Below are 23,074 nucleotides of genomic sequence, written 5' to 3' on the forward strand. Positions count from 1 at the left end.
CGCAAACCGTTTTCCTGCGCTCTCTCAGGCCACCGATCCGATCAGCCCGTCCGGCCGGGACGCCGTGTCGTGGTGGATCGGGGTGTGCGCGCCGGTCAGCGAGGCCCCGCTGCCGCCGCGCCGGTTCGCGACGATCTCCGCGCCGATCGACAGGGCCGTCTCCTCCGGCGTACGGGCGCCGAGATCGAGGCCGATGGGCGAGCGCAGGCGGGCCAGTTCCAGCTCGGTGACGCCGATGTCGCGCAGGCGCCGGTTGCGGTCGAGGTGGGTGCGGCGCGAGCCCATGGCGCCGACGTAGGCGACGGGCAGCCGCAGGGCCAGCTGAAGCAGCGGTACGTCGAACTTGGCGTCGTGGGTGAGGACGCAGAGGACCGTGCGGCCGTCGGTCTCCGTGCGCTCCAGGTACGTGTGCGGCCACTCGACGACGATCTCGTCGGCGTCCGGGAAGCGGGTCCTGGTAGCGAACACCGGGCGGGCGTCGCACACGGTGACGTGGTAGCCGAGGAACTTGCCGACGCGGACCAGCGCCGAGGCGAAGTCGATCGCACCGAAGACGATCATGCGGGGGGCGGGGACGGAGGACTCCACCAGGACCGTGAGCGGGGCGCCGCAGCGCGAGCCCTGTTCACCGATCTCCAGGGTGCCGGTGCGGCCCGCGTCCAGGAAGGCGCCGGCCTCGGCGGCGACGGTGCGGTCCAGTTCGGGGTGGGCGCCGAAACCGCCGTCGTAGGAGCCGTCGGGGCGGACCAGGAGGGCCCGGCCCCGCAGCTCGGCCGGGCCGTCCGTGATCCGCGCGACCGCCGCCGCCTCCCCACGGGCGGCGGCGGCCAGCGCGGCGGCGACCACCGGCCGGGCGGGACCGTCCGCCCGGACCGGTGTGACGAGGATGTCGATGATTCCGCCGCAGGTCAGGCCGACGGCGAAGGCATCCTCGTCGCTGTAGCCGAAGCGTTCGAGGACGGTTTCCCCGTCGTCGAGCGCCTGTTGGCACAGCTCGTACACGGCGCCCTCCACGCACCCGCCGGAGACCGACCCGATGGCCGTGCCGTCGGCGTCCACCGCGAGGGCGGCGCCGGGCTGGCGCGGCGCGCTGCCGCCGACGGCCACCACGGTGGCGACGGCGAAGTCACGGCCCTGCTCGACCCACCGGTTCAGCTCTTCGGCGATGTCCAGCATCTGTCGGTCTCCTCACGGGTTGCGGATGACGGGGCCTCGGCGGCTAGTGGACGCCGAGCCAGGCCTCGATGGGATGGAGGGCGAAGTAGATCAGGAAGACGACCGTCAGGCCCCACATGAAGGCGCCGATCTCGCGGGCCTTGCCCTGGGCGGTCTTGATGGCGACGTAGGAGATGACGCCCGCCGCGACACCGGTGGTGATGGTGTACGTGAACGGCATCAGGACGACGGTCAGGAAGACCGGGATCGCGGTGGCGCGGTCGGCCCAGTCCACGTGCCGGGCGTTCATCAGCATCATGGCGCCGATGACGACCAGGGCGGCGGAGGCGACCTCCGGCGGGACGATCGCGGTGACCGGGGTGAAGAACAGGCAGGCCGCGAAGAACAGGCCCGTCACCACGGACGCGAGGCCGGTGCGGGCGCCTTCACCGACGCCGGTCGCCGACTCGATGAAGACGGTCTGGCCGGAGCCGCCCGCCACACCGCCGATCGCACCGCCCATGCCGTCGATGAACAGCGCCTTGGACAGGCCGGGCATCCGGCCCTTGTCGTCGGCCAGCTCGGCCTCGGTGCCGACGCCGATGATGGTGGCCATCGCGTCGAAGAAACCGGCGAGGACGAGGGTGAAGACGATCATGGCGATCGTCATCGCGCCGACCTTGCCCCAGCCGCCGAACTCGACGTGCCCGAGGAGTGAGAAGTCGGGCATCGACACGGCGCTGCCGTGCAGTTCGGGCGCGCCGTTGGCCCACTGCTTGGGGTCGATGACGCCGAGGCCGTTGAGGACCGCGGCGACGATCGTGCCGGAGACGATGCCGATGAGGATGGCGCCGGGGATGTTCCGGGCCTGGAGCATGAAGATCAGCAGCAGGGTGCCGGCGAAGAGCAGCACCGGCCAGCCTGTGAGCTGGCCCGCCGGGCCGAGGCTGAGCGGGGTGGCCTCGCCCTTGTGCACGAAGCCGGACTTGTAGAGACCGATGAGCGCGATGAACAGGCCGATGCCCATGGTGATGCCGTGCTTGAGCGCGAGCGGGATCGCGTTCATGATCATCTCGCGCAGGCCGGTGACGACCAGCAGCATGATGACCACGCCGTACATCACGCACATGCCCATGGCCTGCGGCCAGGTCATGTTGGGGGCGACCTGCGAGGACAGCACGCCCGAGACGGACAGGCCGGCGGCGAGCGCGAGCGGCACCTTGCCGACGAAGCCCATCAGCAGCGTGGTGAACGCGGCGGCGAGCGCGGTCGCGGTGATCAGCGCCTTCTGGCCGAGCGTGTCGCCGTGGACGTCCTTGCCGGACAGGATGAGCGGGTTGAGCAGGAGGATGTACGCCATCGCCATGAAGGTGGTGATGCCGCCGCGCACCTCACGCGCGATCGAGGATCCTCTTCTGGATATGTGGAAGTACCGGTCGAGCCAGGACCGCCCTGCCGGGACGCGGCTGCCATCGCCCGCGTCGTCGGCTGCGGTCCTGGGCTCCACTGACTGCTGGGTCATGGTGCCATCTCCCAAGGTTCACAGGGGCACCCGTACAACTGCCCTGACAGGTACGGGATTTGGGAATGGACGACCCGGGGGACGGCCCGAGACGAACGAATTTCCTGGTACTTCAAGGACCGCGAGCGGAGCGGAACTCAAAGGGGGTTCCTCCGGGCGGCGCGGCGGAGTGTGTGACGTTCCCTGCGCCGCCCGGAGAGCTTTCGGTGTTACGCGGTTCCCGTGAGGTGCTCGGGCCGTACCGGAGTGCGGTTGAGCTCCAGCCCGGTCGCGTTCCGGATCGCCGCGAGGACGGCCGGGGTGGACGACAGGGTCGGGGCCTCGCCGATGCCGCGCAGCCCGTAGGGGGCGTGCTCGTCGGCGAGTTCGAGCACGTCGACCGGGATGGTCGGCGTGTCGAGGATCGTGGGGATCAGGTAGTCCGTGAAGGAGGGGTTCCTGACCTTGGCGGTCTTCGGGTCGACGATGATCTCCTCCATCACCGCCACGCCCAGGCCCTGGGTCGTACCGCCCTGGATCTGGCCGACGACGGAGAGCGGGTTGAGCGCCTTGCCGACGTCCTGGGCGCAGGCCAGTTCGATGACCTTGACCAGGCCGAGCTCGGTGTCGACCTCGACGACCGCGCGGTGGGCGGCGAAGGAGTACTGGACGTGGCCGTTGCCCTGGCCGGTGCGCAGGTCGAAGGCCTCGGTCGGCCGGTGCCGCCACTCCGCCTCGATCTCGACGCTCTCGTCCTCCAGGACGTCGGCCAGGTCGCCGAGGACCTCGCCGCCGTCGGTGACGACCTTGCCGCCCTCCAGCAGGAGTTCGGCGGTGGCCCAGGCGGGGTGGTAGGAGCCGAACTTGCGCCGGCCGATCTCCAGCACCCGCTCGCGGACCAGCTCGCAGGCGTTCTTCACGGCGCCGCCGGTGACGTACGTCTGCCGGGAGGCCGAGGTCGAACCCGCCGAGCCCACCTGGGTGTCGGCCGGGTGGATGGTCACCTGGGTGACGCCGAGCTCGGTGCGGGCGATCTGCGCGTGGACGGTGACACCGCCCTGGCCGACCTCCGCCATCGCGGTGTGCACGGTCGCGACCGGCTCGCCGCCGATGACCTCCATGCGGACCTTGGCGGTGGAGTAGTCGTCGAAGCCCTCGGAGAAGCCGACGTTCTTGATGCCGACCGCGTAGCCGATGCCGCGTACGACGCCCTCGCCGTGCGTGGTGTTGGACAGACCGCCGGGCAGCTGCCGTACGTCGGCGCCCTCGCTGGACTCCCACTGGCGCTCCGGCGGCAGGGGCATCGCCTTGACGCGGCGCAGGAGTTCGGCGACCGGGGCCGGGGAGTCGACCGGCTGCCCGGTCGGCATGATGGTCCCCTGCTCCATGGCGTTGAGCTGCCGGAACTCCACCGGGTCCATGCCGAGCTTCTTCGCCAGCTTGTCCATCTGCGCCTCGTAGGCGAAGCACGCCTGGACCGCGCCGAAGCCGCGCATGGCGCCGCAGGGCGGGTTGTTGGTGTAGAGGGCGATGGCCTCGATGTCGACGTCGTCGATCACGTACGGGCCGACCGAGAGGGACGAGGCGTTGCCGACGACCGCCGGGGAGGCGGAGGCGTAGGCGCCGCCGTCCAGGACGATCTTGCACTTCATGTGCGTGAGCTTGCCGTCCTTGGTGGCGCCGTGCTCGTAGTAGAGCTTCGCCGGGTGCCGGTGGACGTGCCCGAAGAAGGACTCGAACCGGTTGTAGACGATCTTCACCGGCTTGCCGGTGCGCAGCGCCAGCAGGCAGGCGTGGATCTGCATCGACAGGTCCTCGCGGCCGCCGAACGCGCCGCCGACGCCGGCCAGCGTCATGCGCACCTTCTCCTCGGGCAGGCCGAGGACAGGCGCGATCTGGCGCAGGTCGGAGTGGAGCCACTGGGTGGCGATGTAGAGGTGGACGCCGCCGTCCTCCTCAGGCACGGCGAGACCGGACTCGGGGCCGAGGAAGGCCTGGTCCTGCATGCCGAAGGTGTACTCGCCCTCGACGATCACGTCGGCCCGCTCGCGCGCCTCCTCGACGTTGCCGCGGACGATCGGCTGGCGGTGCACGATGTTCGGGTGCGGGACATGGCCCGAGTGGTGGTCGTCGCGGTTCTCGTGGACGAGGATCGCGTCCGGCGCGGTCGCGGAGGCCTCGTCGGTGATGACGGGCAGCTCCTTGTACTCGACCTTGATCTTGGCGGCGGCGCGGCGGGCCGTCTCCGGGTGGTCGGCGGCGACGAGCGCGACCGGCTCGCCGTGGTGGCGTACCTTGCCGTGCGCGAGGACCGGGGTGTCCTGGATCTCCAGGCCGTAGTTCTTCACCTCGGTGGGCAGGTCGTCGTACGTCAGGACCGCGTAGACCCCGGGGGTGGCCAGGGCCTCGCCGGTGTCGATCGAGAGGATCTCGGCGTGGGCGACGGTGGAGCGCAGGATCTGGCCCCAGAGCATGTCCTCGTGCCACATGTCGGACGAGTACGCGAACTCGCCGGTGACCTTGAGGGTGCCGTCCGGGCGGAGCGTGGACTCGCCGATGCCGCCCTTGGTCTGGGAACCCTGGGTGATCTTCGTGGGAGCGCCGTTGGTGGGCATGTCGCTCAGACCGCCTCTCCCTGCCGGGCGGCCGCGAGGCGGACCGCGTCCATGATCTTCTCGTAGCCCGTGCAGCGGCACAGGTTGCCCGACAGCGCCTCGCGGATGTCCGCGTCGGACGGGTTCGGGTTGCGCTCCAGGAGTTCGTCGGAAGCGACGAGCAGACCCGGGGTGCAGAAGCCGCACTGGACGGCACCGGCGTCGATGAACGCCTGCTGGATGGGGCTCAGTTCGGTGCCCTCGCCGGTCTGCGAGTCGGTGCCCTTGGCCGCCCACTGCTTGGCCTCGTCCAGCGAGGTGCCCTTGGAGCCACAGGAATCGCCGCACGCGCGCTGCTGGGCGAAGTCCGCGAGGCCCTCGACGGTCACGACGTCGCGGCCCTCGACCTGGCCGGCCGCGACCAGGCAGGAACAGACCGGCACGCCGTCCAGGCGGACGGTGCAGGAGCCGCACTCGCCCTGCTCACAGGCGTTCTTGGAGCCCGGCAGGCCGAGGCGCTCGCGCAGGACGTACAGCAGGGACTCGCCCTCCCAGACGTCGTCGGCCTCCTGCGGACGTCCGTTGACGGTGAAGTTGACGCGCATTACGCAGCTCCCTCAGATGCGCGGCGGGCGCCGCGGTACGACTCCCAGGTCCAGGTCAGCATCCGGCGAGCCATCACGCCGACCGCGTGGCGGCGGTAGCTCGCGGTGCCCCGGACGTCGTCGATCGGGTTGCAGGCGGCGGAGCACAGGTCCGCGAACTGCTTGGCGACCGACGGGGTGATGATCTTTCCGTTGTCCCAGAAGCCGCCCTCGTCGAGCGCCGCGTTCAGGAACTCCTCGGCGGCCTTGGCCCGCACCGGCGTGGGCGCGGCCGAGCCGATGCCGGTGCGCACGGTGCGGGTCTCGGGGTGCAGCGCGAGACCGAAGGCGCACACGGCGATGACCATGGCGTTGCGGGTGCCGACCTTGGAGTACTGCTGCGGGCCGTCGGCCTTCTTCACGTGCACGGCGCGGATCAGCTCGTCGGGCTGGAGCGCGTTGCGCTTGACGCCCGTGTAGAACGCGTCGATCGGGATGAGCCGGGTGCCGCGGGCCGCCGAGGCCACCTCGACCTCGGCGCCGGCCGCGAGGAGGGCGGGGTGGGCGTCACCGGCGGGCGAGGCCGTGCCGAGGTTGCCGCCGACGCCGCCGCGGTTGCGGATCTGCGGGGAGGCGACCGTGTGCGAGGCGAGCGCGAGGCCGGGCAGCTCGGCACGGAGATTCTGCATGATCTTCGTGTACGGGACGGAGGCACCCAGCCGTACGCTCTCCTCGCCGACCTCCCACTCGTAGAGGTCGCCGATGCGGTTGAGGTCGAGCAGGTACTCGGGCCGGCGGTGGTCGAAGTTGATCTCGACCATCACATCGGTGCCACCCGCAATCGGCACAGCGGTGGGGTGCTCGGCCTTCGCGGCGAGCGCCTCCTCCCAGCTGGCGGGGCGAAGGAAGTCCATGACCGGCTCTCTTCTTCGTCTCGTGGGTCGTTCAGATTGAGCCAATCCGTGTGCGGCGGGCCCGGCTCGTTCATGTCCTGTTAACGCGCAGTGGACTCAGTACACCGCCCCGTACTCCGGCGGGGTCAGTCACCGAAACCATGAAGGAGTTGGCTGGCCACGGAGGTCATCTTGTAGATTCGTATGAACGGAGGCCATCGGTTACCTCACCGATTTCCTGGAGAAACGCAGGAAACGGCGACGAGACCCTGGAGAGCGCCCTGTGCGGCCCCGTGCCGGGCCCTTCCCACGTCACCCTCCAAGATCCATCGTAGGTTTCGAGACAAAGAACGGCGGCGACGAGATGCGGCTGCGCGCACTTCTGGACACCGATGCGCTGGGCCTGCGGCTGCTCGGTGGCGAGGACGAGCTGGACCGCCAGGTCCGCGGTGTCATGACCACCGACCTGCGCGACCCGAGCCGCTACCTCTCGGGCGGCGAACTGGTGCTGACGGGCCTGGCCTGGCGCCGGGACGCCGCGGACTCCGAGCCCTTCGTCCGCATCCTGGTGCAGGCCGGCGTGGCCGGGCTCGCGGCCGGCGAGGCCGAGCTGGGCGATGTGCCGGACGACCTGGTGCTGGCCTGTGCCCGGCACCGGCTGCCGCTGTTCGCGGTGCACGAGTCGGTGGCCTTCGCGACGATCACCGAATACGTCGTCCGGCAGGTCTCCGGCGAGCGCGCCGGGGACCTGGCCGCCGTGGTGGACCGGCACCGGCGGATGATGACCTCGGGCCCGGCGGGCGGCGGCCCGGACGTGGTCCTGGACCTGCTCGGCACCGACCTGGACCTGCGCGCCTGGGTGCTTTCCCCCACCGGCCGGATGATCGCCGGCTCCAAGGAGGCGGGCCCCGAGCTGCCCGCGGAGACCTGCGCGAAGCTGGCCGCCGAGCACCTCGCCGCCACCCGCACCGGCCGGCGCGGCCCCTACCGCGTCCAGTTGGCCGGTACGACGTACTCGCTGTTCCCGATCCGCTCCTCCGGCCGCTCCCCGCAGGCCGCCCGCGACGTACGCGAGACGGTCCTGTCGGACTGGCTGCTGGCCGTCGAGGCGGACGCCGGCGACTGGCCCGAGGAGCGCATGGACCTGCTCCAGGGCGTCACCCAGCTGATCGCCGTGGAGCGGGACCGCCGGGAGGCGGCCCGCACGGTGCGGCGCCGGCTCGCCCAGGAGGTGCTGGAGCTGGTCCAGACGGGCGCCGCGCCCGCCGAGATCGCGGCCCGGCTGCGCGTGGCCGCCCCGGTGCTGCTGCCCGGCCTCGGCGCGGCCCCGCACTGGCAGGTCGTCGTCGCCCGGGTGGAGTGGGACGGCGAAGGGATCGAGGGTGGGCCGGTCGCCCAGTCGCTGCTGGAGGAAGTGCTGGTCGACCCGCTGGCGACGGGCCCGGAACCCTCGGACCGGATCGCGGTCGCGCACACCGGCGACGAGGCGATCGCCCTGGTCCCGCTGCCCGCCGTCTCCTCCGAGCACGACGGCTCGGAGACCGGACTGCTGGCCGACGCCCTGCTGCGCTCGGTGCGCGAGCCGCTGTCGGCGGGCCTGGACGACGACGGCCGGCTCACCCTGGGTGTCAGCGCGGCCGTGCACTCCGCGGAGGGGCTGCGCGGCGCGCTGGAGGAGGCCCGGCACGCCCGCCGGGTGGCAGCCGCCCGCCCAGGGCGAGTCTGCGCGGCCGGCCACCAGGAACTGGCGTCGCACGTCCTGCTGCTGCCCTTCGTCCCGGACGACGTCCGCCGCGCGTTCACGGCCCGTCTGCTGGACCCGCTGACGGACTACGACCGCCGCCACCGCGCCGAGCTGATCCCCACCCTGGAGGCGTTCCTCGACTGCGACGGCTCCTGGACCCGCTGCGCCACCCGGCTCCACCTGCACGTCAACACGCTGCGCTACCGGGTGGGCCGGATCGAGCAGTTGACGGGACGGGACCTCTCGCGCCTGGAGGACAAGCTCGACTTCTTCCTCGCCCTGCGCATGAGCTGAGGTCAGCGGGGGGCGCGGGGCCGAACCCGGTCACGCCCGCACCCCACTACTTTGTGAAAAGTTTCACCCAGCCCCTTGGCCCGGCCGGGCGATCGGTGCTGGAATGCCGCCACCACTCAAAGCTCGATGGCGTGCTCGGGGAGGGCAACGTGGCGCACTCCGCCATGTCTGGCAACGGAACGACCGCCGGTGACGATCCGCTCCAGACCGCGGTGTGGCGGTTGCGCTCGCGGGCCTGCTGGGCGGACGCGGCGGCCCTGCTGCCGCCGGACACCCCCGGGGCGGCCCTGCAGCGGGTCGCGCTGCTGGTCGAACGGTGTCTGTACACCGAGCGCGGCTGGGCGGAGGCGGAGGACGCCCTGCGGACGGCGGAGGCGGTCGCGCACACCGACGAGGAACGGGGCGCCGCGGCCTGCGAACGCGGGCAGCTCGCCTACGCGGCGACGCTGCACGGGGTGCGGGACCGGGCGGACGAGGCGCGGGCGGCACTGGGCCGGGCGGCGGCGCTGATCCCTCCGGGTTCGGCGGGCCGGGCCCTGCTTGACTTCCGCCGGGGCCTGCTGGCGGAGAACCTCACCCGCTCCCCGCAGGCGGCCCGCGCGGCCTACCGGCGGGCCCACGCCGGCGCCACCGCGCACGCCGACCCGCTGCTGCTGTCCTTCACCTGGCGCCACCTCGCCGGACTCGCCCTGCGCGACGGCGAGTTGGCGGAGGCGCGGCACGGTTTCGCCGAGTCCCTGCGCATCAGGGAGGAGCTGGGCTACCTGGTCGGCACGGCCCCGGCACTGGCCTCCCTGGCCGACACGGAGTCCGAGCCGGAGGCGTCCCGGCTGCGGGAGGAGGCACGGCGGCTGTTCCGGCTGCTGGGGGGTGTCCCGACCTGGCTGGCGAGGCAACTGACTCCACCGGCTCCGGGGGTGGCTACGGCGTAGGGGCCGGTTCGGGGCGCTCGCAGCTGCGGGCAGTCGTGCCACTGGGGCGATGGGGGTACCCCCGGTCGAGCAAAGCCGAGACTGGGGGAGGGTGGGCGCTGGGGGTACCCCCTGCTCGAAGAGCTTGGGGGAGGCACCCGGCACGCGCCGGCAAGCGACCCGACCCCCGGCCGGCCTCGGTACCGGCAACCATTCAGCTCGCGCCCGCGAAGTGCTCCCCCACCAGCCCCCGCACCACATCCACGTCCCCGGCGATCAACGCCTCCAGCAGCGCCATGTGCTCCGCCGCGTCGGCGACCAGGTACCCCCGCGCCCTGCGCACCGGCGGCCACTGGGAGCGGCGGTGCAGGTCGGTCGCGGTGCGGACCAGCTGCTCGTTGCCGGACAGGGAGAGGAGCGCCCCGTGGAAGGCCCGGTCGGACTCCGCGTACGTCGCCGGACAGCCGGCTGCCGCCGCCCGTACCGTCTCCTCCGCCAGCGGACGCAGTTCGGCCCACCGCTCGGCCGGCACCGTACGGGCGAGCCGCAGCATCACCGGCACCTCGATGAGCGCGCGCACCTCCGCCAGCTCGGCCAGCTCGCGCGCGCCCCGCTGGACGACCCTGAAGCCCCGGTTGGGCACGACCTCGACGGCGCCCTCCAGGGCGAGCTGCTGCATGGCCTCCCGCACGGGCGTCGCCGAGACCCCGAAGCGGTCGCCGAGCACCGGTGCCGAGTACACCTCACCCGGCCGCAGCTCGCCGGTGACCAGCGCCGTCCGCAGCGCGTCCAGGATCTGCCCGCGCACCGAGGAGCGCTGCACCGCCACCCGCGGCTGCGGAACCAGCCGCTCACTGTGCGTGTGCTCGCCCCGGGCACCGGGCAGGGCGGTCTCCCGCTCCCGCGTGCCGTCCGGGGCCGCGACGGCGCGCGTCTGTGCGGGAACCCGCGCGGAGCCCTGCGTGACCTGCTTCACGGGGTCCACGGGATCCTCCTGGCGGCTTGTCGGCACTTGGGTCATTAACGACGAGTTGTTACTTGTCCGTCAAGCACCTTAGGCGCACAACCCGGCGGTGCAAATTCACCCGCCCTCCCGTGGCGCATGTCTCACCGCGCGTCCACTAAGATCATCACCGGCGGACCACCCGGCCGCGGACCGGCTCCCGGACAGAGAATTCACAACTTCCTCACGTGCCGCAGGAACTTTCCGAGGAACCACCCGTACGGGTAGTCTTATTCGAACTCAACTCCCGCCCCTCATGCGGCAGTTCGAGCAGAACGCCGTCCTGGGCATCCCCTTGCACTTTCTTGGCGGCCTCTTGCCCCGAAACCCCCTGAGGGCCGTCGGGAGTGGGCCACTATGGCGGGCGTTACGCCCTATCCCAATGCAAGGGACCCCTGATGAGACTGACCGACATATCGCTGAACTGGCTGCTTCCGGGCGCCGTACTGCTCCTGGGCATGCTGGCGGCGGTGGCGGTGCTCGCGCGCGGCAAGCGCTCCTCCGGGGAGAACGCGAGCGCGGACGACTCGTGGGAGCGCAGCGAGGAGCGCCGGCGGCGCAAGGAGGCCATCTACGGCACGGCCTCCTACGTGCTCCTGTTCTGCTGTGCGGCCGTCGCGGCCGCCCTGTCCTTCCACGGCCTCGTCGGCTTCGGCGAACAGAACCTGGGGCTGACCGACGGCTGGCAGTACCTGGTGCCGTTCGGCCTGGACGGCGCGGCGATGTTCTGCTCCGTGCTCGCCGTGCGTGAGGCCAGCCACGGTGACGCGGCCCTCGGCTCCCGGATACTCGTGTGGATGTTCGCCGCGGCGGCGGCCTGGTTCAACTGGGTGCACGCGCCCCGGGGTGCCGGGCACGCGGGTGCTCCGCAGTTCTTCTCCGGCATGTCGCTGTCGGCGGCCGTCCTGTTCGACCGGGCGCTGAAGCAGACCCGCCGGGCCGCGCTGCGCGAGCAGGGCCTGGTGCCGCGTCCGCTGCCGCAGATCCGGATCGTGCGCTGGCTGCGGGCTCCCCGCGAGACCTACCGGGCCTGGTCGCTGATGCTCCTGGAGGGCGTGCGCAGCCTGGACGAGGCGGTCGAGGAGGTCCGCGAGGACAAGCGGCAGAAGGAGGAGACCCGCCAGCGCCGGCGCGACCAGCAGCGCATCGAGCGCGCCCAGTTGAAGGCCATCAGCCGGGGCCACCGCGGTTTCGTGGGCCGGGGCGGCCGGCAGGTCGAGGTGCAGGCGGTGGAGCGCGGCCCCGCCGAGGTGACCGCGGAGCCTGCCATATCGACCGCGGAGCAGCTGCCCGTCCGCGCCCGTCCCTCCCTTCAGCCGGTCCGCAAGCCGTCCGCTGAGCCGGTGACCGTCGACCTCACCGCGGAGGACGACACCATGGCGCTGCCGCGCCTGGACTCCCTGGAGCGCAAACTGAAGGACCTGGAGCAGCAGTTCGGCTGATGCCGGATCCGCTGTCCGCTACGGGCCGGGGACGTGACCGCACGGGTCACGTCCCCGGCCCGTTGCGTAGCGTCTGCGAACCATCTGCGGTGTGCGGCCCGCTGCATAAGGTCAACCGCATACGGTCAACCGCATACCGCCCACTGCGTGGCGACTCGCCCTCACGCCGCCTCGGCGCCCAGCTCGAACCACACCGACTTGCCCACCCCGTGCGGCCGTACGCCCCAGGCGTCCGCGAGGGACTGCACCAGCACCAGGCCCCGTCCATGGGTGTCGTCGTCCGTGTCCGGCGCTCTCAGCTCGGGTCTACGGGTCACGAAGTCCCGTACCTCCACGCGCAGTCCGCCCGGCTCCACGACGGCCGTGAGGACCGCGTCGTCGTCGGTGTGGACGAGGGCATTGGTGACCAGTTCGCTGGTGAGCAGTTCGGCGATCTCCGAGCGGCCCGGTTTGCCCCAGTGCCGCAGCAGTTCGCGCAGCTCCCGGCGGGCCTCGGGCACCGCCCTGAGATCCGCCCGCCCCAGCTTGCGCCGGAGCCGGTGCGCGTGGTCCGTGCCGGTACCGGTCTCTTCCCCCGTCGTGTCCGTGACAGCCCCGACGACCATGGGACCTCCCCCTCGTGCCTGCCTCTTCATGACCCCCGCCCGCACGATGCCTGACCCTGCCCCTCCTGGTCGAACACGTTCACGGGGGATGCTTGCCCAGCAGAAACCAGGGCAGTCCTGGCACCCACGCGAGGACCGCTGTTCGGCCACCACCCGGCGGGGTGCGGGGCGCCCGCCGGAGCGGGCCGCACCCGCCTCATCGCCTCCCGGGACCGCGCTGGGCGCCACGGACGTCCCGCGACGGCCGGGCAGATGCGCCCGGCACCGGCCGTCGGCACACCGTCACGCCCCGTGAAACTGGCCGAAATCCGCTCCTCCAGGCTCAGATTTTCCTCAAGGGCGCGGCACGTTGCGCAGGTTGGAGCGGGCCATCTGGAGCATCCGGCCGACTCCGCCGTCCAGCACGATCCTGGACGCGGACAGCGCGAACCCGGTGACCATCTCGGCGCTGATCTTCGGCGGGATCGACAGCGCGTTGGGATCGGTGACGATGTCCACCAGCGCCGGCCCCTTGTGCCGGAAGGCGTCCTTGAGAGACGCGGCGAGCTGCCTGGGCTTCTCCACCCGCACCCCGTAGGCGCCGCAGGCCCGTGCCACGGCGGCGAAGTCGGGGTTGGCGTTGGCGGTGCCGTACGAGGGCAGTCCGGCGACCAGCATCTCCAACTCGACCATGCCGAGGGACGAATTGTTGAACAGCACCACCTTGACCGGAAGGTCGTGCTGCACGAGCGTCAGGAAGTCTCCCATCAGCATCGAGAAGCCGCCGTCGCCCGACATCGACACCACCTGCCGGCCCCGGTCGGTGAACTGGGCGCCGATGGCCATGGGCAGCGCGTTCGCCATCGACCCGTGGGAGAACGAACCGATGATCCTGCGGCGCCCGTTGGGCGAGATGTAACGGGCCGCCCAGACATTGCACATGCCGGTGTCGACCGTGAACACCGCGTCGTCGTCGGCGACTTCGTCGAGTACGGCGGCCACGTACTCGGGGTGGATCGGGACGTGCTTGTCGACCTTGCGCGTGTACGCCCTGACCACGCCCTCCAGCGCGTCGGCGTGCTTCTTCAGCATCTTGTCCAGGAAGCGCCGGTCGGTCTTCTCCGTCACCCGCGGGATCAGACAGCGCAGCGTCTCACGCACGTCGCCCCACACGGCGAGGTCGAGCCGGGAGCGGCGGCCGAGCACCTCGGGCCGTACGTCGATCTGCGCGATCGTCACGTCGTCGGGCAGGAAGGCGTTGTACGGGAAGTCGGTGCCGAGCAGGATCAGCAGGTCGCACTCGTGGGTGGCCTCGTAGGCGGCGCCGTAGCCGAGCAGACCGGACATGCCCACGTCGTACGGGTTGTCGTACTGGATGAATTCCTTCCCGCGCAGGGCGTGCCCGACCGGAGACTTGATCCTCTCCGCGAACTCCATGACCTCGGCGTGCGCGCCGGCCGTGCCGCTGCCGCAGAACAGGGTCACCCGCCTCGCCTCGTCGATCATCTTCACGAGCGCGTCAATCTCGGCGTCGCCGGGCCGGACGGTGGGCCGGGAGGTGACGAGGGCGCTCTGCGCGGCCTTCTCCGGGGCGGGCTGCGCGGCGATGTCGCCGGGCAGCGAGACGACGCTGACACCGCTCTGCCCGACCGCGTGCTGGATCGCGGTCTGCAGCAGCCGGGGCATCTGCTTCGGGTGGGAGATCAGTTCGCTGTAGTGGCTGCACTCTGTGAAGAGCCGGTCGGGGTGGGTCTCCTGGAAGTAGCCGAGACCGATCTCGCTGGAGGGGATGTGCGAAGCGAGCGCGAGCACCGGGGCCATCGAGCGGTGCGCGTCGTGCAGGCCGTTGATCAGGTGGAGGTTGCCCGGACCGCAGGAACCGGCGCACGCGGCCAGCTTCCCGGTGATCTGGGCCTCGGCACCGGCCGCGAACGCGGCGGTCTCCTCGTGGCGGACGTGGATCCAGTCGATGGCGGAGTTGCGGCGCACGGCGTCCACGACCGGGTTGAGGCTGTCGCCGACGACCCCGTACAGACGGCGTACGCCGGCGCGGACGAGGATGTCGACGAACTGCTCGGCTACATTCTGTTTGGCCATGCACCCATGGATGCACAGGGGCGGCCCTCACGCCTCCCACACTGCCGCCGCCGTACGGTCGTCGGCGTAACCCTTCACCCGTACCTGGGCGTCCGCGAGGAACGCGGCAAGGCCCGGCGGGGTACGGCAGGACCAGCGCCGTGCCAGGTAGGCGCAGAGGGCGGGCTCCCCGCGCAGCGGATCGGCCAGGCCGGCGCTGCACATCACCAGCGCGTCACCCGGGCGGGCGAGCGAGGCACGGAACCGGAACGGCTCGCGCGGCGGCTCCGGCGCCGGCGCGGGCTCGTACGGGCTCGGCGGGGCCGGGATGCCGAGGTCCATGGTGAGCCGGTCGCCCTCGGGGGTCTCGGCGGGCGTCCCCGCGGCCTGCGCACCGAAGCCGACGGCGGCCGCGCCGGTGGTGTCCTCGGGCGCGACCTGCGGCTCGATGTCCTGCCAGACGCCGTCCCGCAACCGGAACAGCCCGCCGTCGCCGACGCCGAAGAACACGCGCGTACGGCAGTCGGGATCGGCCGGCAGCAGCAGACAGCGCAGGCTCGCCGTGTACTCCTCCGGGTCGACGCCCTGCTCGGCCGCGCTCGCCCGGAGCCGGCCCAGGCTGCGGTCGGTCAGCCGGTGCAGCCCCGACTTCAATTCGCCGCGCCGGGCGGCCCGGATGTCCTCCACCAGCCGCAGATGGCTCCGGCCCACGGCGCGCCCGATCCACCGGCACGCCTCGGCAGCGGCCAGATGAGCCCCCGCTGTGGCCCGTACGCCGGTCGCCACGGCGACGAGCACCAGCGCCTGCTCCCCCGCCCCGAACCGCGCGGTCAGCAAGGCGTCCCGCCGCGGCTCACCCCGGTACCGCGCCGAGTCCCCCCGCAACGACACCGCCCGCACCGTGCACGCCCCGTACCGGGCCCCGTCCAGCACGGTGTCCGCGACCAGCTCGGCCAGCCCGTCGGGCTCGGCCGCGGGCAGCGCGGTGGGCTCGGGGTCGTAGGTGGGGGGTCCGGAGCCCACGTAGTCGAGGGCGGAGGGGGGTGGGGCCGGGACCGGGGGAGCAGCCGGGGCCGGGGGCGGGGCGGCCGGTGGGGCCGCCGGGGCCGGTTCCAGCGGCTCGGCCTCGGGGGTGGTGGGTGGAGGCTCGGTCGTGCGCTGTGCCGGCAGGACGGCCTCCGGGGGTGCCGTGTCCGGCGGTCCCGTGACGGTGCTCTTCGCGGAGGCGAAGCGGTCGTCCAGGGAATCGGGCGCGGGCGTGGGGCCCGTGTCCTCGGTGGAGTCGTCGTACAGCTGTCCCCACCAGTCGTCCTCGGGACGGGCGGGCCTTCCCCCCTGCTGGCTCATGTTCCTGATTGTCCACCGCACGGGCCGCGGGAAAACGGGGCATCGGGAAAATCCGGCGCACCCGGGCATCTCGAACGGCGCGGTCGGGTGACAGAGTGAACAGCCGTACGGGCAACCGCTGATGGCCGCCGGGCGGCCCCACCCCCCACGGGAGGACCGCCCGGCGACGCCTGGTCGTGGCCCGGCCCCGCATCCCCTTCGCATGTCTCGCACGCGCACGGGCCCGGGCCACGGTCCGTGCGACCGGGCCGCCGCGGGCGGCACCGGTCGGATGGCCGGATCGTGGCTTGGTTTCCTGGGACTGAGCTGTGCATCGCCATCGCGACCACGCGTCCCGGGTGCTGCCACCTTGGCAGAGTCACCCGCGCTGCGGCGATGATGTTCCGCGGCGGGTTTGCGCCGTGGCCGGTTCCCGCCAGGCCGCGCCCGCCCAGGCAGGTCTTGTCGGTGGCGTGTGGGAGGGGCGGAGGCCGATGCTGGCAGCGATAGGGCTGGACGACACGCACGAGGCGGCGTACCGGGCACTGGTGTCCGTCGGCGCGGCCGATGTGAGCGATCTGGCGCGCCGCCTGACGCTGGCCGAGCCGGACACCGAGCGGGCGCTGCGCCGGCTGGAGCGGCAGGGGCTTGCCGCGCAGTCCCCCGCCCGGCCGGGCCGCTGGGTGGCGGCGCCGCCGGGGGTGGCCCTCGGGGCGCTGCTCACCCAGCAGCGGCACGAGCTGGAGCAGGCGGAGCTGGCGGCGGCGCTGCTCGCGCAGGAGTACCGGGCGGCGGCGGCCCAGCCGGCGGTGCACGACCTGGTGGAGGTGGTGACCGGCGCGGCGGCGGTCGCCCAGCGCTTTCTGCAGTTGCAGCTGGGCGCGGCGCAGGAGGTGTGTGCGCTGGTCACCGCCGATCCGGTCGTGGTGTCCGGCATGGAGAACGAGGCGGAGGAGCAGGCGGCCGCGCGCGGGGTGCACTACCGGGTGGTCGTGGAGCGCGCTGTGCTGGACCTGCCGCACGCGCTGACCGAGCTGACGGCCGCGCTGGGCCGGGACGAGCGGGTGCGGGTGGTGGACCGGGTGCCGACGAAGCTCGTGGTGGCCGACCGCTCCCTGGCGATGGTGCCGCTGACCTCGACGACGGCCGAGCCGGCCGCGGTGGTGGTGCATGCCAGCGGCCTGCTGGAGCTGCTGAGCGGGTTGTTCGAGTCGGTGTGGCGGGAGGCGCTGCCGCTGCGGCTGGGCACGTCGGGGGTGACCGAGGAACAGCCGGACGGCCCGGACGGCACCGATCTGGAGGTGCTGTCACTGCTGCTGGCCGGGCTGACCGACGTGAGCGTGGCCAAACAGCTCGACCTGGGCCTGCGGACCGTGCAGCGCCGGGTACGGCGACTGATGGAACTGGCCGGGGTGACGACCCGGCTGCAACTGGGCTGGCACGCGTACGAGCGGGGCTGGGTGACCCGCTCGTAGGCATCCGCGGGCTTCTCGGGGGCTCTCCGGTCGGCGTCACGAGCCCTGCTCGGCTGTCGGGGGACTTGTCGGCGTCTCGTGAGCGATCGGTGTCTCGTGAGCTCCGGTCGGCGTCTCGAACACTGCTGCGCGGCTTCTCGCGGGGCCCGCCGACGCCCCGTGGGCTCCCGGCCGGCGTCCCGCAAGGCTCCCGCCCGCCGGCCGTAGCGGCGCCTCGAACGCTCGTGCCCGGCTTCTCGGGGGCTCCCGCCCGGCTGCTCGTGCGCTCTCGTCCGCTCCGGCCGGCCGGCGGCCTGCCGTTCCGTGGCTTCTCCGGCACTCTGGGCAGATGGGAGTGTCGCAACTCCTGCTGGTCGGCGTGGTCGTCGTGCTCGGCCTGTGCGGAGTGCTGGTGCCCGGGGTGCCGGGGTCGTGGCTGGTGTGGGCCGCCGTGCTCTGGTGGGCACTGTCGGATCCCCAGCCGGTGGCCTGGGGCGTCCTGGTGGGCGCCACGGCGGTGCTGCTGCTGTCGCTCGCGGTGCGCTGGGCGCTGCCGCCGCGCCGGCTGCGGCAGAGCGGCGCCACGCCCCGGATGGCGGTGTACGCGGGCGCCGGGGCCTTCCTCGGCTTCGTACTGCTTCCGGTACTGGGCGCGCTGCCCGGCTTCATGGCCGGGATCTATGTGCACGAGCGGCTGCGGCTGGGCCGCCGCGGGGAGGCGATGGCCGCCCTGCGCACGGCGATGCGCTCGGGCGGCTCCAGCGTGCTGGCCGAACTGTTCGCCTGCCTGCTGATCGCGGGGGCGTGGCTGGGGGCGGTGCTGTGGGGGTGACGGGCGGACCGCAGTGCCACAGTGCCGCCGCCGAACCGACGTTTCAGCCCCTCGCCCCGACCACCCGCACACCCGTATCCCCTTCAGCCGGCCACCCCGCCCACCCCGCCAGGGCCTGGCGGACGGTGTCGGCGACGGCGGTCATGCCCGTGTCGTCGAAGTGCAGGTGGTCGCCGGGGTCGTAGGCGGGAAGGATGCGGGTCGGGTCGGCGGGGTCGCGCACGGCGGCGTCGGCGTCGGCGACCGCGTCGAACGCGCCGCCGGTGCGGATGAACGCGTTCACCTGCTGCCGTACCGCCTCGCGGGTGTCCGTGTAGGCGGTGTAACCACGGAACGGGGTGAGGGTGACGCCGACGACCGCCACGCCCCTGGCGTGGGCGCGGGCGACGAGCGTGCGGTAGGCGTCGGCGTACGCGGTGGCGTCGTCGGCCGTGGGGGTGCCCTTGATGTCGTTGATGCCCTCCAGGACCACCAGGACCCGTACGCCCGCCCGGTCCAGGGCGTCGGTGTCGAGGCGGGTGAGGCCGCTCGGCCCGGCGCCGGCGCGCAGCAGGCGGTTTCCGGAGATCCCCGCGTTGAGGACGCCGAACCGGTCCGCGCGCAGATACGCGGCGAGCCGGTCGGGCCAGCGGCGGTTGGTGTCGGGGGTGGAACCGTTGCCGTCGGTGAGGGAGTCGCCGAACGCCACGACGCTGCCGGCGCCGTCACCGAGGACGTCGACGCCGGTGACGTAGTACCAGCGGTTGACGGTGGCCGTGTAGGCGGTGCCGTCCTCGTCGCCGGCCCGGCCCGCGCCGGACGGGGCGACATAGCTGGTCTGCAGGGCCACCTGGTGCGAGGTCGCGGGGCCGTTGTCGTCCGGCGTGTACACGGTGACGAGCAGATCGGCGGCGGCCGGCACGCGCAGCGGCACCGGGTCGGTGACCGTGTCCTGGCCCGCCGGGACGGTGACGGCGGGGCCGCCCTGGAAGGTGGTGGTGTGCACGGTGCCGGGCAGGGCGTCCGGGCCGGCGGCCCCGCGCAGCGCGACGGTGACCGCGCCGAGGCGCAGCGGTGCGGTGCCGAGCCGGTTGCTGAGCCGCACGCGCACGGCGTCGCCGCCGATGCTGAGGTGGACCACGTTGCGGATGGCGGCGCCGGGCCGGGCGGCGACGGCGCCCGACGGCGCGGCTTCCCAACTCCCGGTCCAGGCAGGCGGATCCGAGACCGGCCACGGTTCCGACCGGGCGACGGCGGACGCCGTCAGGCCGGGCAGCATCGCCGGCAGCAGCACCGCGAGAATCCGTCCGACCTTGGCCATGTGTCCGCCCGCCCTTCCCCGTGGCTCGTCGGAGGCGACCGTGCCACACGGCCGGGCCGCACCGGCGCAGCGTCGACGGTGGTCCACCCGCTCGGCGTAACAGGGACGGGGTCCGTGGCCGGCGCCCGGACACGGCACACCCCACCCCCCGCATCCGGACTCGCCCCGGCCCCGCCCAGCCGTCGACCGCACCCTCCAGAGTCAGCAGCCGGACCTTGCGCTCGACTCCGCCCGCGTACCCGGTCATCGAGCCGTCGGCGCCGATCGCCCGGTGGCAAGGGCGCACGATCAGCAGGGGGTTGGCGCCGATCGCCCCGCCAACGGCGCGAACGGCCGCGCGGGAGGCGCCGATACGCGCGGCGATCTCGCCGCAGGTGACGGTGGTGCCGTACGGCACCTCGTCCAGCGCGTCCCACACCCTCCCCCAAGCTCTCGGCTTCGCTCAAGCAGGGAGTACCCCCACCGGAACTACGTCCCCGTGCGGGGCCAACGGCAGCCGGAAATAGGTGAGTTCACCGGCGAAGTACGCGGCGAGCTGATCACGGGCGGCGCGGAACGGCCCGGTGTCGCACCGCCGTCCCTCCTCGACACTCCGTCCGCCCTTCTCCGACCGGGGAGTCCAGCCGCGTCCAGTACATGCCCGTCATCAGTTCAACTCCCCTGCGACGCACAGGTGTTGGACGGCGTACGACCGCCAGGGCCGCCAGGCGTCGGGTACGTCCGTGCCGGGCGGGGCGACGTCCGGATCGCCGAGGGCGCGCACGCGGACCGTGGCGACGGCGGCCGGGTCCATGCCGGGCAGGGCGAGCAGGGCCGCCTCGGCGTCGTCGCGGTCGGCGCCCGCGTCCAGCCGTACCGTGCCGTCGGCGAGGGCCGCGGCGAGCGCGCCCAGCGGTCCGGCGGGCTCGGCCTCGGCGAGCACGGCGGGCTCCGGGAAGAGATGGGTGAGGCCGCCGCAGGGGGCGTCGAGCGCCTTGCCGTACCGGTGGACCAGCGGCTCGGCGCCCGCGCTGCCCACCAGTGCGCGCACGGCGGGCTCCAGCGGGTCCACGGCGCCGGGCGAGCGCAGTCCGGGCCGGGCCGCGACCAGCGGGGCGAGCCGCGGGTCGGCGCCGAGCCGTTCGTCGACGGCGTACGGGTCGGCGTCGAGGTCGAACAGCCGCCGCAGCCGCTGCACCGCGGTGGTCAGGTCCCGGGGGTCGGTGAGGCGCAGCCGCGCGTCGAGCCAGCCGCCCGGATGGGTACCGGTGCCGGTGCGCGGCGCCCGGGTGCGCTCCTCGACCGCGACGATCCCGGTGCCGTACGGCAGCCGCAGGGTGCGCCGGTAGGTACGGCCGCCCCGCGGGCCGGACACCTCCTCGACGCCGGTCACCGCCTCCCTCGCCAGCTGGTCGAAGACGGCGGCGGCCTGGTACGGGCCACGGTGGGCGAGGCGCAGCGGGATGCCGGCGCCCGGGGTGGCCCGGCGGGCGCCGCGGCCCCGGGGGGCCGCGGCGCGTACCTCGGTCGGTGTCGCGGCGTAGATCTCCCGCACGGTGTCGTTGAACTGCCGCACGCTGGCGAAACCGGAGGCGAACGCGATCTCGGTGACCGGCAGGTCGGTGGTCTGCAGCAGCACGCGCGCGGTGTGCGCCCGCTGGGCCCGGGCGAGCGCCACGGGCCCGGCGCCGAGCTCGGCGGTCAGCTGCCGCTGCACCTGCCGGGCGCTGTAGCCGAGCCGGGCGGCGAGCCCCGAGACACCCTCGCGGTCCACGACCCCGTCGGCGATCAGCCGCATGGCCCGGCCGACGACGTCCGCGCGCACGTTCCACTCCGCCGACCCCGGCACCGCGTCCGGCCGGCACCGCCGGCAGGCCCGGAACCCGGCCCCCTGAGCGGCGGCGGCCGTCGCGAAGAACCGCACGTTGTGCCGCTTCGGCGTCACCGCCGGGCAGCTCGGCCGGCAGTAGATCCCGGTGGTCTCGACGGCGAAGAAGAACGCCCCGTCGAACCGCCCGTCCCGACTGCGCACGGCCTCGTACCTGCTGTCTTCGTCCCTCACAGGTTCCAGTGTCGGACAGCGCAGGGGGAACGGCTGGCGGAAATCGGACGTGGCGTTCACCGGTGCCCCGAAGGGGCGCGGGGCACTACTGGAACCGCCCCCGCTTGATCTCCATCGCCGCCCTCCCCTCCGCGCCCTTCCGCTTCCAGTCCCGCCGAAGCTCCGCACGGACCCGCGCATCGGTCTTGGCGACGATCCACTGGTTCTCCCGCATGAGCTTGCGGTAGCTCTCCAGCCGCCGCTCGGACAGCTCCCCGCTCTCCACGGCGGAGCGCACCGCGCAGCCCGGCTCGGTCTCATGGGCGCAGTCGTGGAAGCGGCACCGCTCGGCCAGTTCCTCGATCTCGGTGAAGACCTGCCCGACCCCGCTCCCGGCGTCGAACAGCCCGACCCCCCGAAGTCCGGGCGTGTCGATGAGGACCCCGCCGGCCGGCAGGGCGAGCAGATTGCGGGTGGTCGTGGTGTGCCGGCCCTTGCCGTCGACGTCCCGCGCGGCCCGTACGTCCATGACGTCCTCGCCGACGAGGGCGTTGGCCAGCGTGGACTTGCCCGCGCCGGACTGGCCGAGCAGCACGGAGGTACCGGAGCCGACGAGCGCGACGAGGACGTCCAGCCCCTCGCCGTGCAGGGCGCTGACGGTGAGCACGGGCACGCCGGGCGCGCTCGTCTCGACGTCGTGGACGAGGTGGGCGAGGGTGACCGGGTCGGGCACGAGGTCGGCCTTGGTGAGGACGACGACGGGCTGGGCGCCGGACTCCCAGGCGAGCGCGAGGAAGCGTTCGACGCGCCCGAGGTCGAGTTCGACGGCGAGGGAGAGGGCGATGACGGCGTGGTCGACGTTGGCGGCGAGGATCTGTCCCTCGGACCGCTTGGAGGAGGTGGAGCGCACGAAGGAGGTGCGTCGCGGCAGATACGCGCGGACGTAGCGGGGGTTGCCGCCGGGCTCGACGGCCACCCAGTCGCCGGTGCACACGACCCGCAGGGGGTCGTGCGGTGTGACGAAGGCGGTGTCCGCGCGGACGACTCCGCCGGCGGTGACGACATCGCACTGGCCGCGGTCGACCCGTACGACACGGCCGGGCAGGAGACCCTGCTCGGCATGGGGGGCGAACTCGGCCTCCCAGTCCGCATCCCAGCCGTACGGCACGAGCGGATGCGAGGAAGACGAGGACGAACCCACGAGAGAGGAGAAAGACAAGGGGTGACCCTTCACAAGGGTGGCCCCGGCACCGCGCTCACTGGCGCGGGAGAAGAGTGAGGTCAGCCGGAGACCACGGAGGTGGAATGGATGAACTTCCGGATGCGGGCAGCGCCCGTCTCAACGACAGCCATCGGTCACA

General features: G+C 72.9%; 17 protein-coding genes and 1 pseudogene. 5 read left to right on the forward strand and 13 right to left on the reverse strand.

The features are described from left to right. Nucleotides 1–24: 24 nt before the first annotated feature. The 5 genes from O1G22_RS09335 to O1G22_RS09355 form a co-directional block, all read right to left on the reverse strand. Nucleotides 25–1,176, reverse strand: coding sequence for an XdhC family protein (locus O1G22_RS09335; protein WP_270080905.1), 1,152 nt, complete (start codon nucleotides 1,174–1,176; stop codon nucleotides 25–27). Nucleotides 1,177–1,219: 43 nt separating this feature from the next. After that, on the reverse strand, nucleotides 1,220–2,677 hold the full coding sequence (locus tag O1G22_RS09340; RefSeq protein ID WP_270080906.1) for an NCS2 family permease: 1,458 nt from the start codon (nucleotides 2,675–2,677) through the stop codon (nucleotides 1,220–1,222). Between the two features lie 209 nt (nucleotides 2,678–2,886). Continuing rightward, on the reverse strand, nucleotides 2,887–5,271 hold the full coding sequence (locus O1G22_RS09345; protein WP_270080907.1) for a xanthine dehydrogenase family protein molybdopterin-binding subunit: 2,385 nt from the start codon (nucleotides 5,269–5,271) through the stop codon (nucleotides 2,887–2,889). Between the two features lie 5 nt (nucleotides 5,272–5,276). Next, nucleotides 5,277–5,855 (reverse strand): (2Fe-2S)-binding protein, encoded by a 579-nt coding sequence (locus O1G22_RS09350; RefSeq protein WP_270080908.1) that lies wholly within the window; start codon nucleotides 5,853–5,855, stop codon nucleotides 5,277–5,279. Continuing rightward, nucleotides 5,855–6,748, reverse strand: a complete 894-nt coding sequence (locus O1G22_RS09355; protein WP_270080909.1) for an FAD binding domain-containing protein — start codon at nucleotides 6,746–6,748, stop codon at nucleotides 5,855–5,857. Before O1G22_RS09355 ends, O1G22_RS09350 begins: the two co-directional genes overlap by 1 nt. A gap of 343 nt (nucleotides 6,749–7,091) precedes the next feature. On the opposite strand from O1G22_RS09355, the gene O1G22_RS09360 reads away from it, so the two are divergent. Both O1G22_RS09360 and O1G22_RS09365 read left to right on the forward strand, forming a co-directional pair. Further along, nucleotides 7,092–8,765: a PucR family transcriptional regulator gene (locus tag O1G22_RS09360; protein ID WP_270080910.1), complete on the forward strand. Its 1,674-nt coding sequence runs from the start codon at nucleotides 7,092–7,094 to the stop codon at nucleotides 8,763–8,765. A 164-nt stretch (nucleotides 8,766–8,929) separates the two neighbouring features. Continuing rightward, the gene (locus O1G22_RS09365) at nucleotides 8,930–9,697 is read left to right on the forward strand and encodes a hypothetical protein (RefSeq protein ID WP_225095704.1); all 768 of its coding nucleotides are present in this window, start codon (nucleotides 8,930–8,932) and stop codon (nucleotides 9,695–9,697) included. A 193-nt stretch (nucleotides 9,698–9,890) separates the two neighbouring features. Here the strand turns inward: O1G22_RS09365 and O1G22_RS09370 are convergent, their stop codons facing one another. Then, nucleotides 9,891–10,652: a GntR family transcriptional regulator gene (locus O1G22_RS09370; RefSeq protein WP_428986484.1), complete on the reverse strand. Its 762-nt coding sequence runs from the start codon at nucleotides 10,650–10,652 to the stop codon at nucleotides 9,891–9,893. 425 nt (nucleotides 10,653–11,077) lie between these two features. On the opposite strand from O1G22_RS09370, the gene O1G22_RS09375 reads away from it, so the two are divergent. After that, a complete protein-coding gene (locus O1G22_RS09375; RefSeq protein ID WP_270080912.1) occupies nucleotides 11,078–12,121 on the forward strand; it encodes a DUF2637 domain-containing protein in 1,044 nt (347 codons plus the stop codon). Nucleotides 12,122–12,282: 161 nt separating this feature from the next. Here the strand turns inward: O1G22_RS09375 and O1G22_RS09380 are convergent, their stop codons facing one another. The 3 genes from O1G22_RS09380 to O1G22_RS09390 all read right to left on the reverse strand — a co-directional run bounded on the left by O1G22_RS09380 (nucleotide 12,283) and on the right by O1G22_RS09390 (nucleotide 16,128). Next, on the reverse strand, nucleotides 12,283–12,726 hold the full coding sequence (locus O1G22_RS09380; protein ID WP_270080913.1) for an ATP-binding protein: 444 nt from the start codon (nucleotides 12,724–12,726) through the stop codon (nucleotides 12,283–12,285). 333 nt (nucleotides 12,727–13,059) lie between these two features. After that, a complete protein-coding gene (locus tag O1G22_RS09385) occupies nucleotides 13,060–14,802 on the reverse strand; it encodes a pyruvate dehydrogenase (RefSeq protein ID WP_270080914.1) in 1,743 nt (580 codons plus the stop codon). A 27-nt stretch (nucleotides 14,803–14,829) separates the two neighbouring features. Next, nucleotides 14,830–16,128 carry a protein phosphatase 2C domain-containing protein gene (locus tag O1G22_RS09390; protein ID WP_270080915.1) on the reverse strand — a complete coding sequence of 433 codons (1,299 nt, stop codon included), beginning with the start codon at nucleotides 16,126–16,128 and terminating at the stop codon, nucleotides 14,830–14,832. A 473-nt stretch (nucleotides 16,129–16,601) separates the two neighbouring features. Between O1G22_RS09390 and O1G22_RS09395 the strand changes: the two genes are divergently transcribed. Together O1G22_RS09395 and O1G22_RS09400 are read left to right on the forward strand one after the other, a co-directional pair. Beyond that, a complete protein-coding gene (locus tag O1G22_RS09395; RefSeq protein ID WP_270080916.1) occupies nucleotides 16,602–17,582 on the forward strand; it encodes a helix-turn-helix transcriptional regulator in 981 nt (326 codons plus the stop codon). A gap of 328 nt (nucleotides 17,583–17,910) precedes the next feature. Further along, complete coding sequence (locus O1G22_RS09400) at nucleotides 17,911–18,393, forward strand: DUF456 domain-containing protein (protein WP_270080917.1); 483 nt, start codon at nucleotides 17,911–17,913, stop codon at nucleotides 18,391–18,393. A 43-nt stretch (nucleotides 18,394–18,436) separates the two neighbouring features. On the opposite strand, the gene O1G22_RS09405 is transcribed toward O1G22_RS09400, so the two are convergent. The 4 genes and pseudogenes from O1G22_RS09405 to rsgA form a co-directional block, all read right to left on the reverse strand. Next, nucleotides 18,437–19,693 (reverse strand): GDSL-type esterase/lipase family protein, encoded by a 1,257-nt coding sequence (locus O1G22_RS09405; RefSeq protein ID WP_270080918.1) that lies wholly within the window; start codon nucleotides 19,691–19,693, stop codon nucleotides 18,437–18,439. Nucleotides 19,694–19,877: 184 nt separating this feature from the next. Then, nucleotides 19,878–20,300, reverse strand: a pseudogene (locus tag O1G22_RS09410) (methylated-DNA--[protein]-cysteine S-methyltransferase); the annotation flags it as partial. 39 nt (nucleotides 20,301–20,339) lie between these two features. Next, nucleotides 20,340–21,734, reverse strand: coding sequence for a DNA-3-methyladenine glycosylase 2 family protein (locus O1G22_RS09415; protein WP_270080919.1), 1,395 nt, complete (start codon nucleotides 21,732–21,734; stop codon nucleotides 20,340–20,342). 85 nt (nucleotides 21,735–21,819) lie between these two features. Then, on the reverse strand, nucleotides 21,820–22,932 hold the full coding sequence (rsgA, locus tag O1G22_RS09420; RefSeq protein WP_270080920.1) for a ribosome small subunit-dependent GTPase A: 1,113 nt from the start codon (nucleotides 22,930–22,932) through the stop codon (nucleotides 21,820–21,822). Nucleotides 22,933–23,074: the final 142 nt, after the last annotated feature.

Origin of the sequence: Streptomyces camelliae, assembly GCF_027625935.1 — a bacterium.
In the GTDB taxonomy this organism is placed as follows: domain Bacteria; phylum Actinomycetota; class Actinomycetes; order Streptomycetales; family Streptomycetaceae; genus Streptomyces; species Streptomyces camelliae.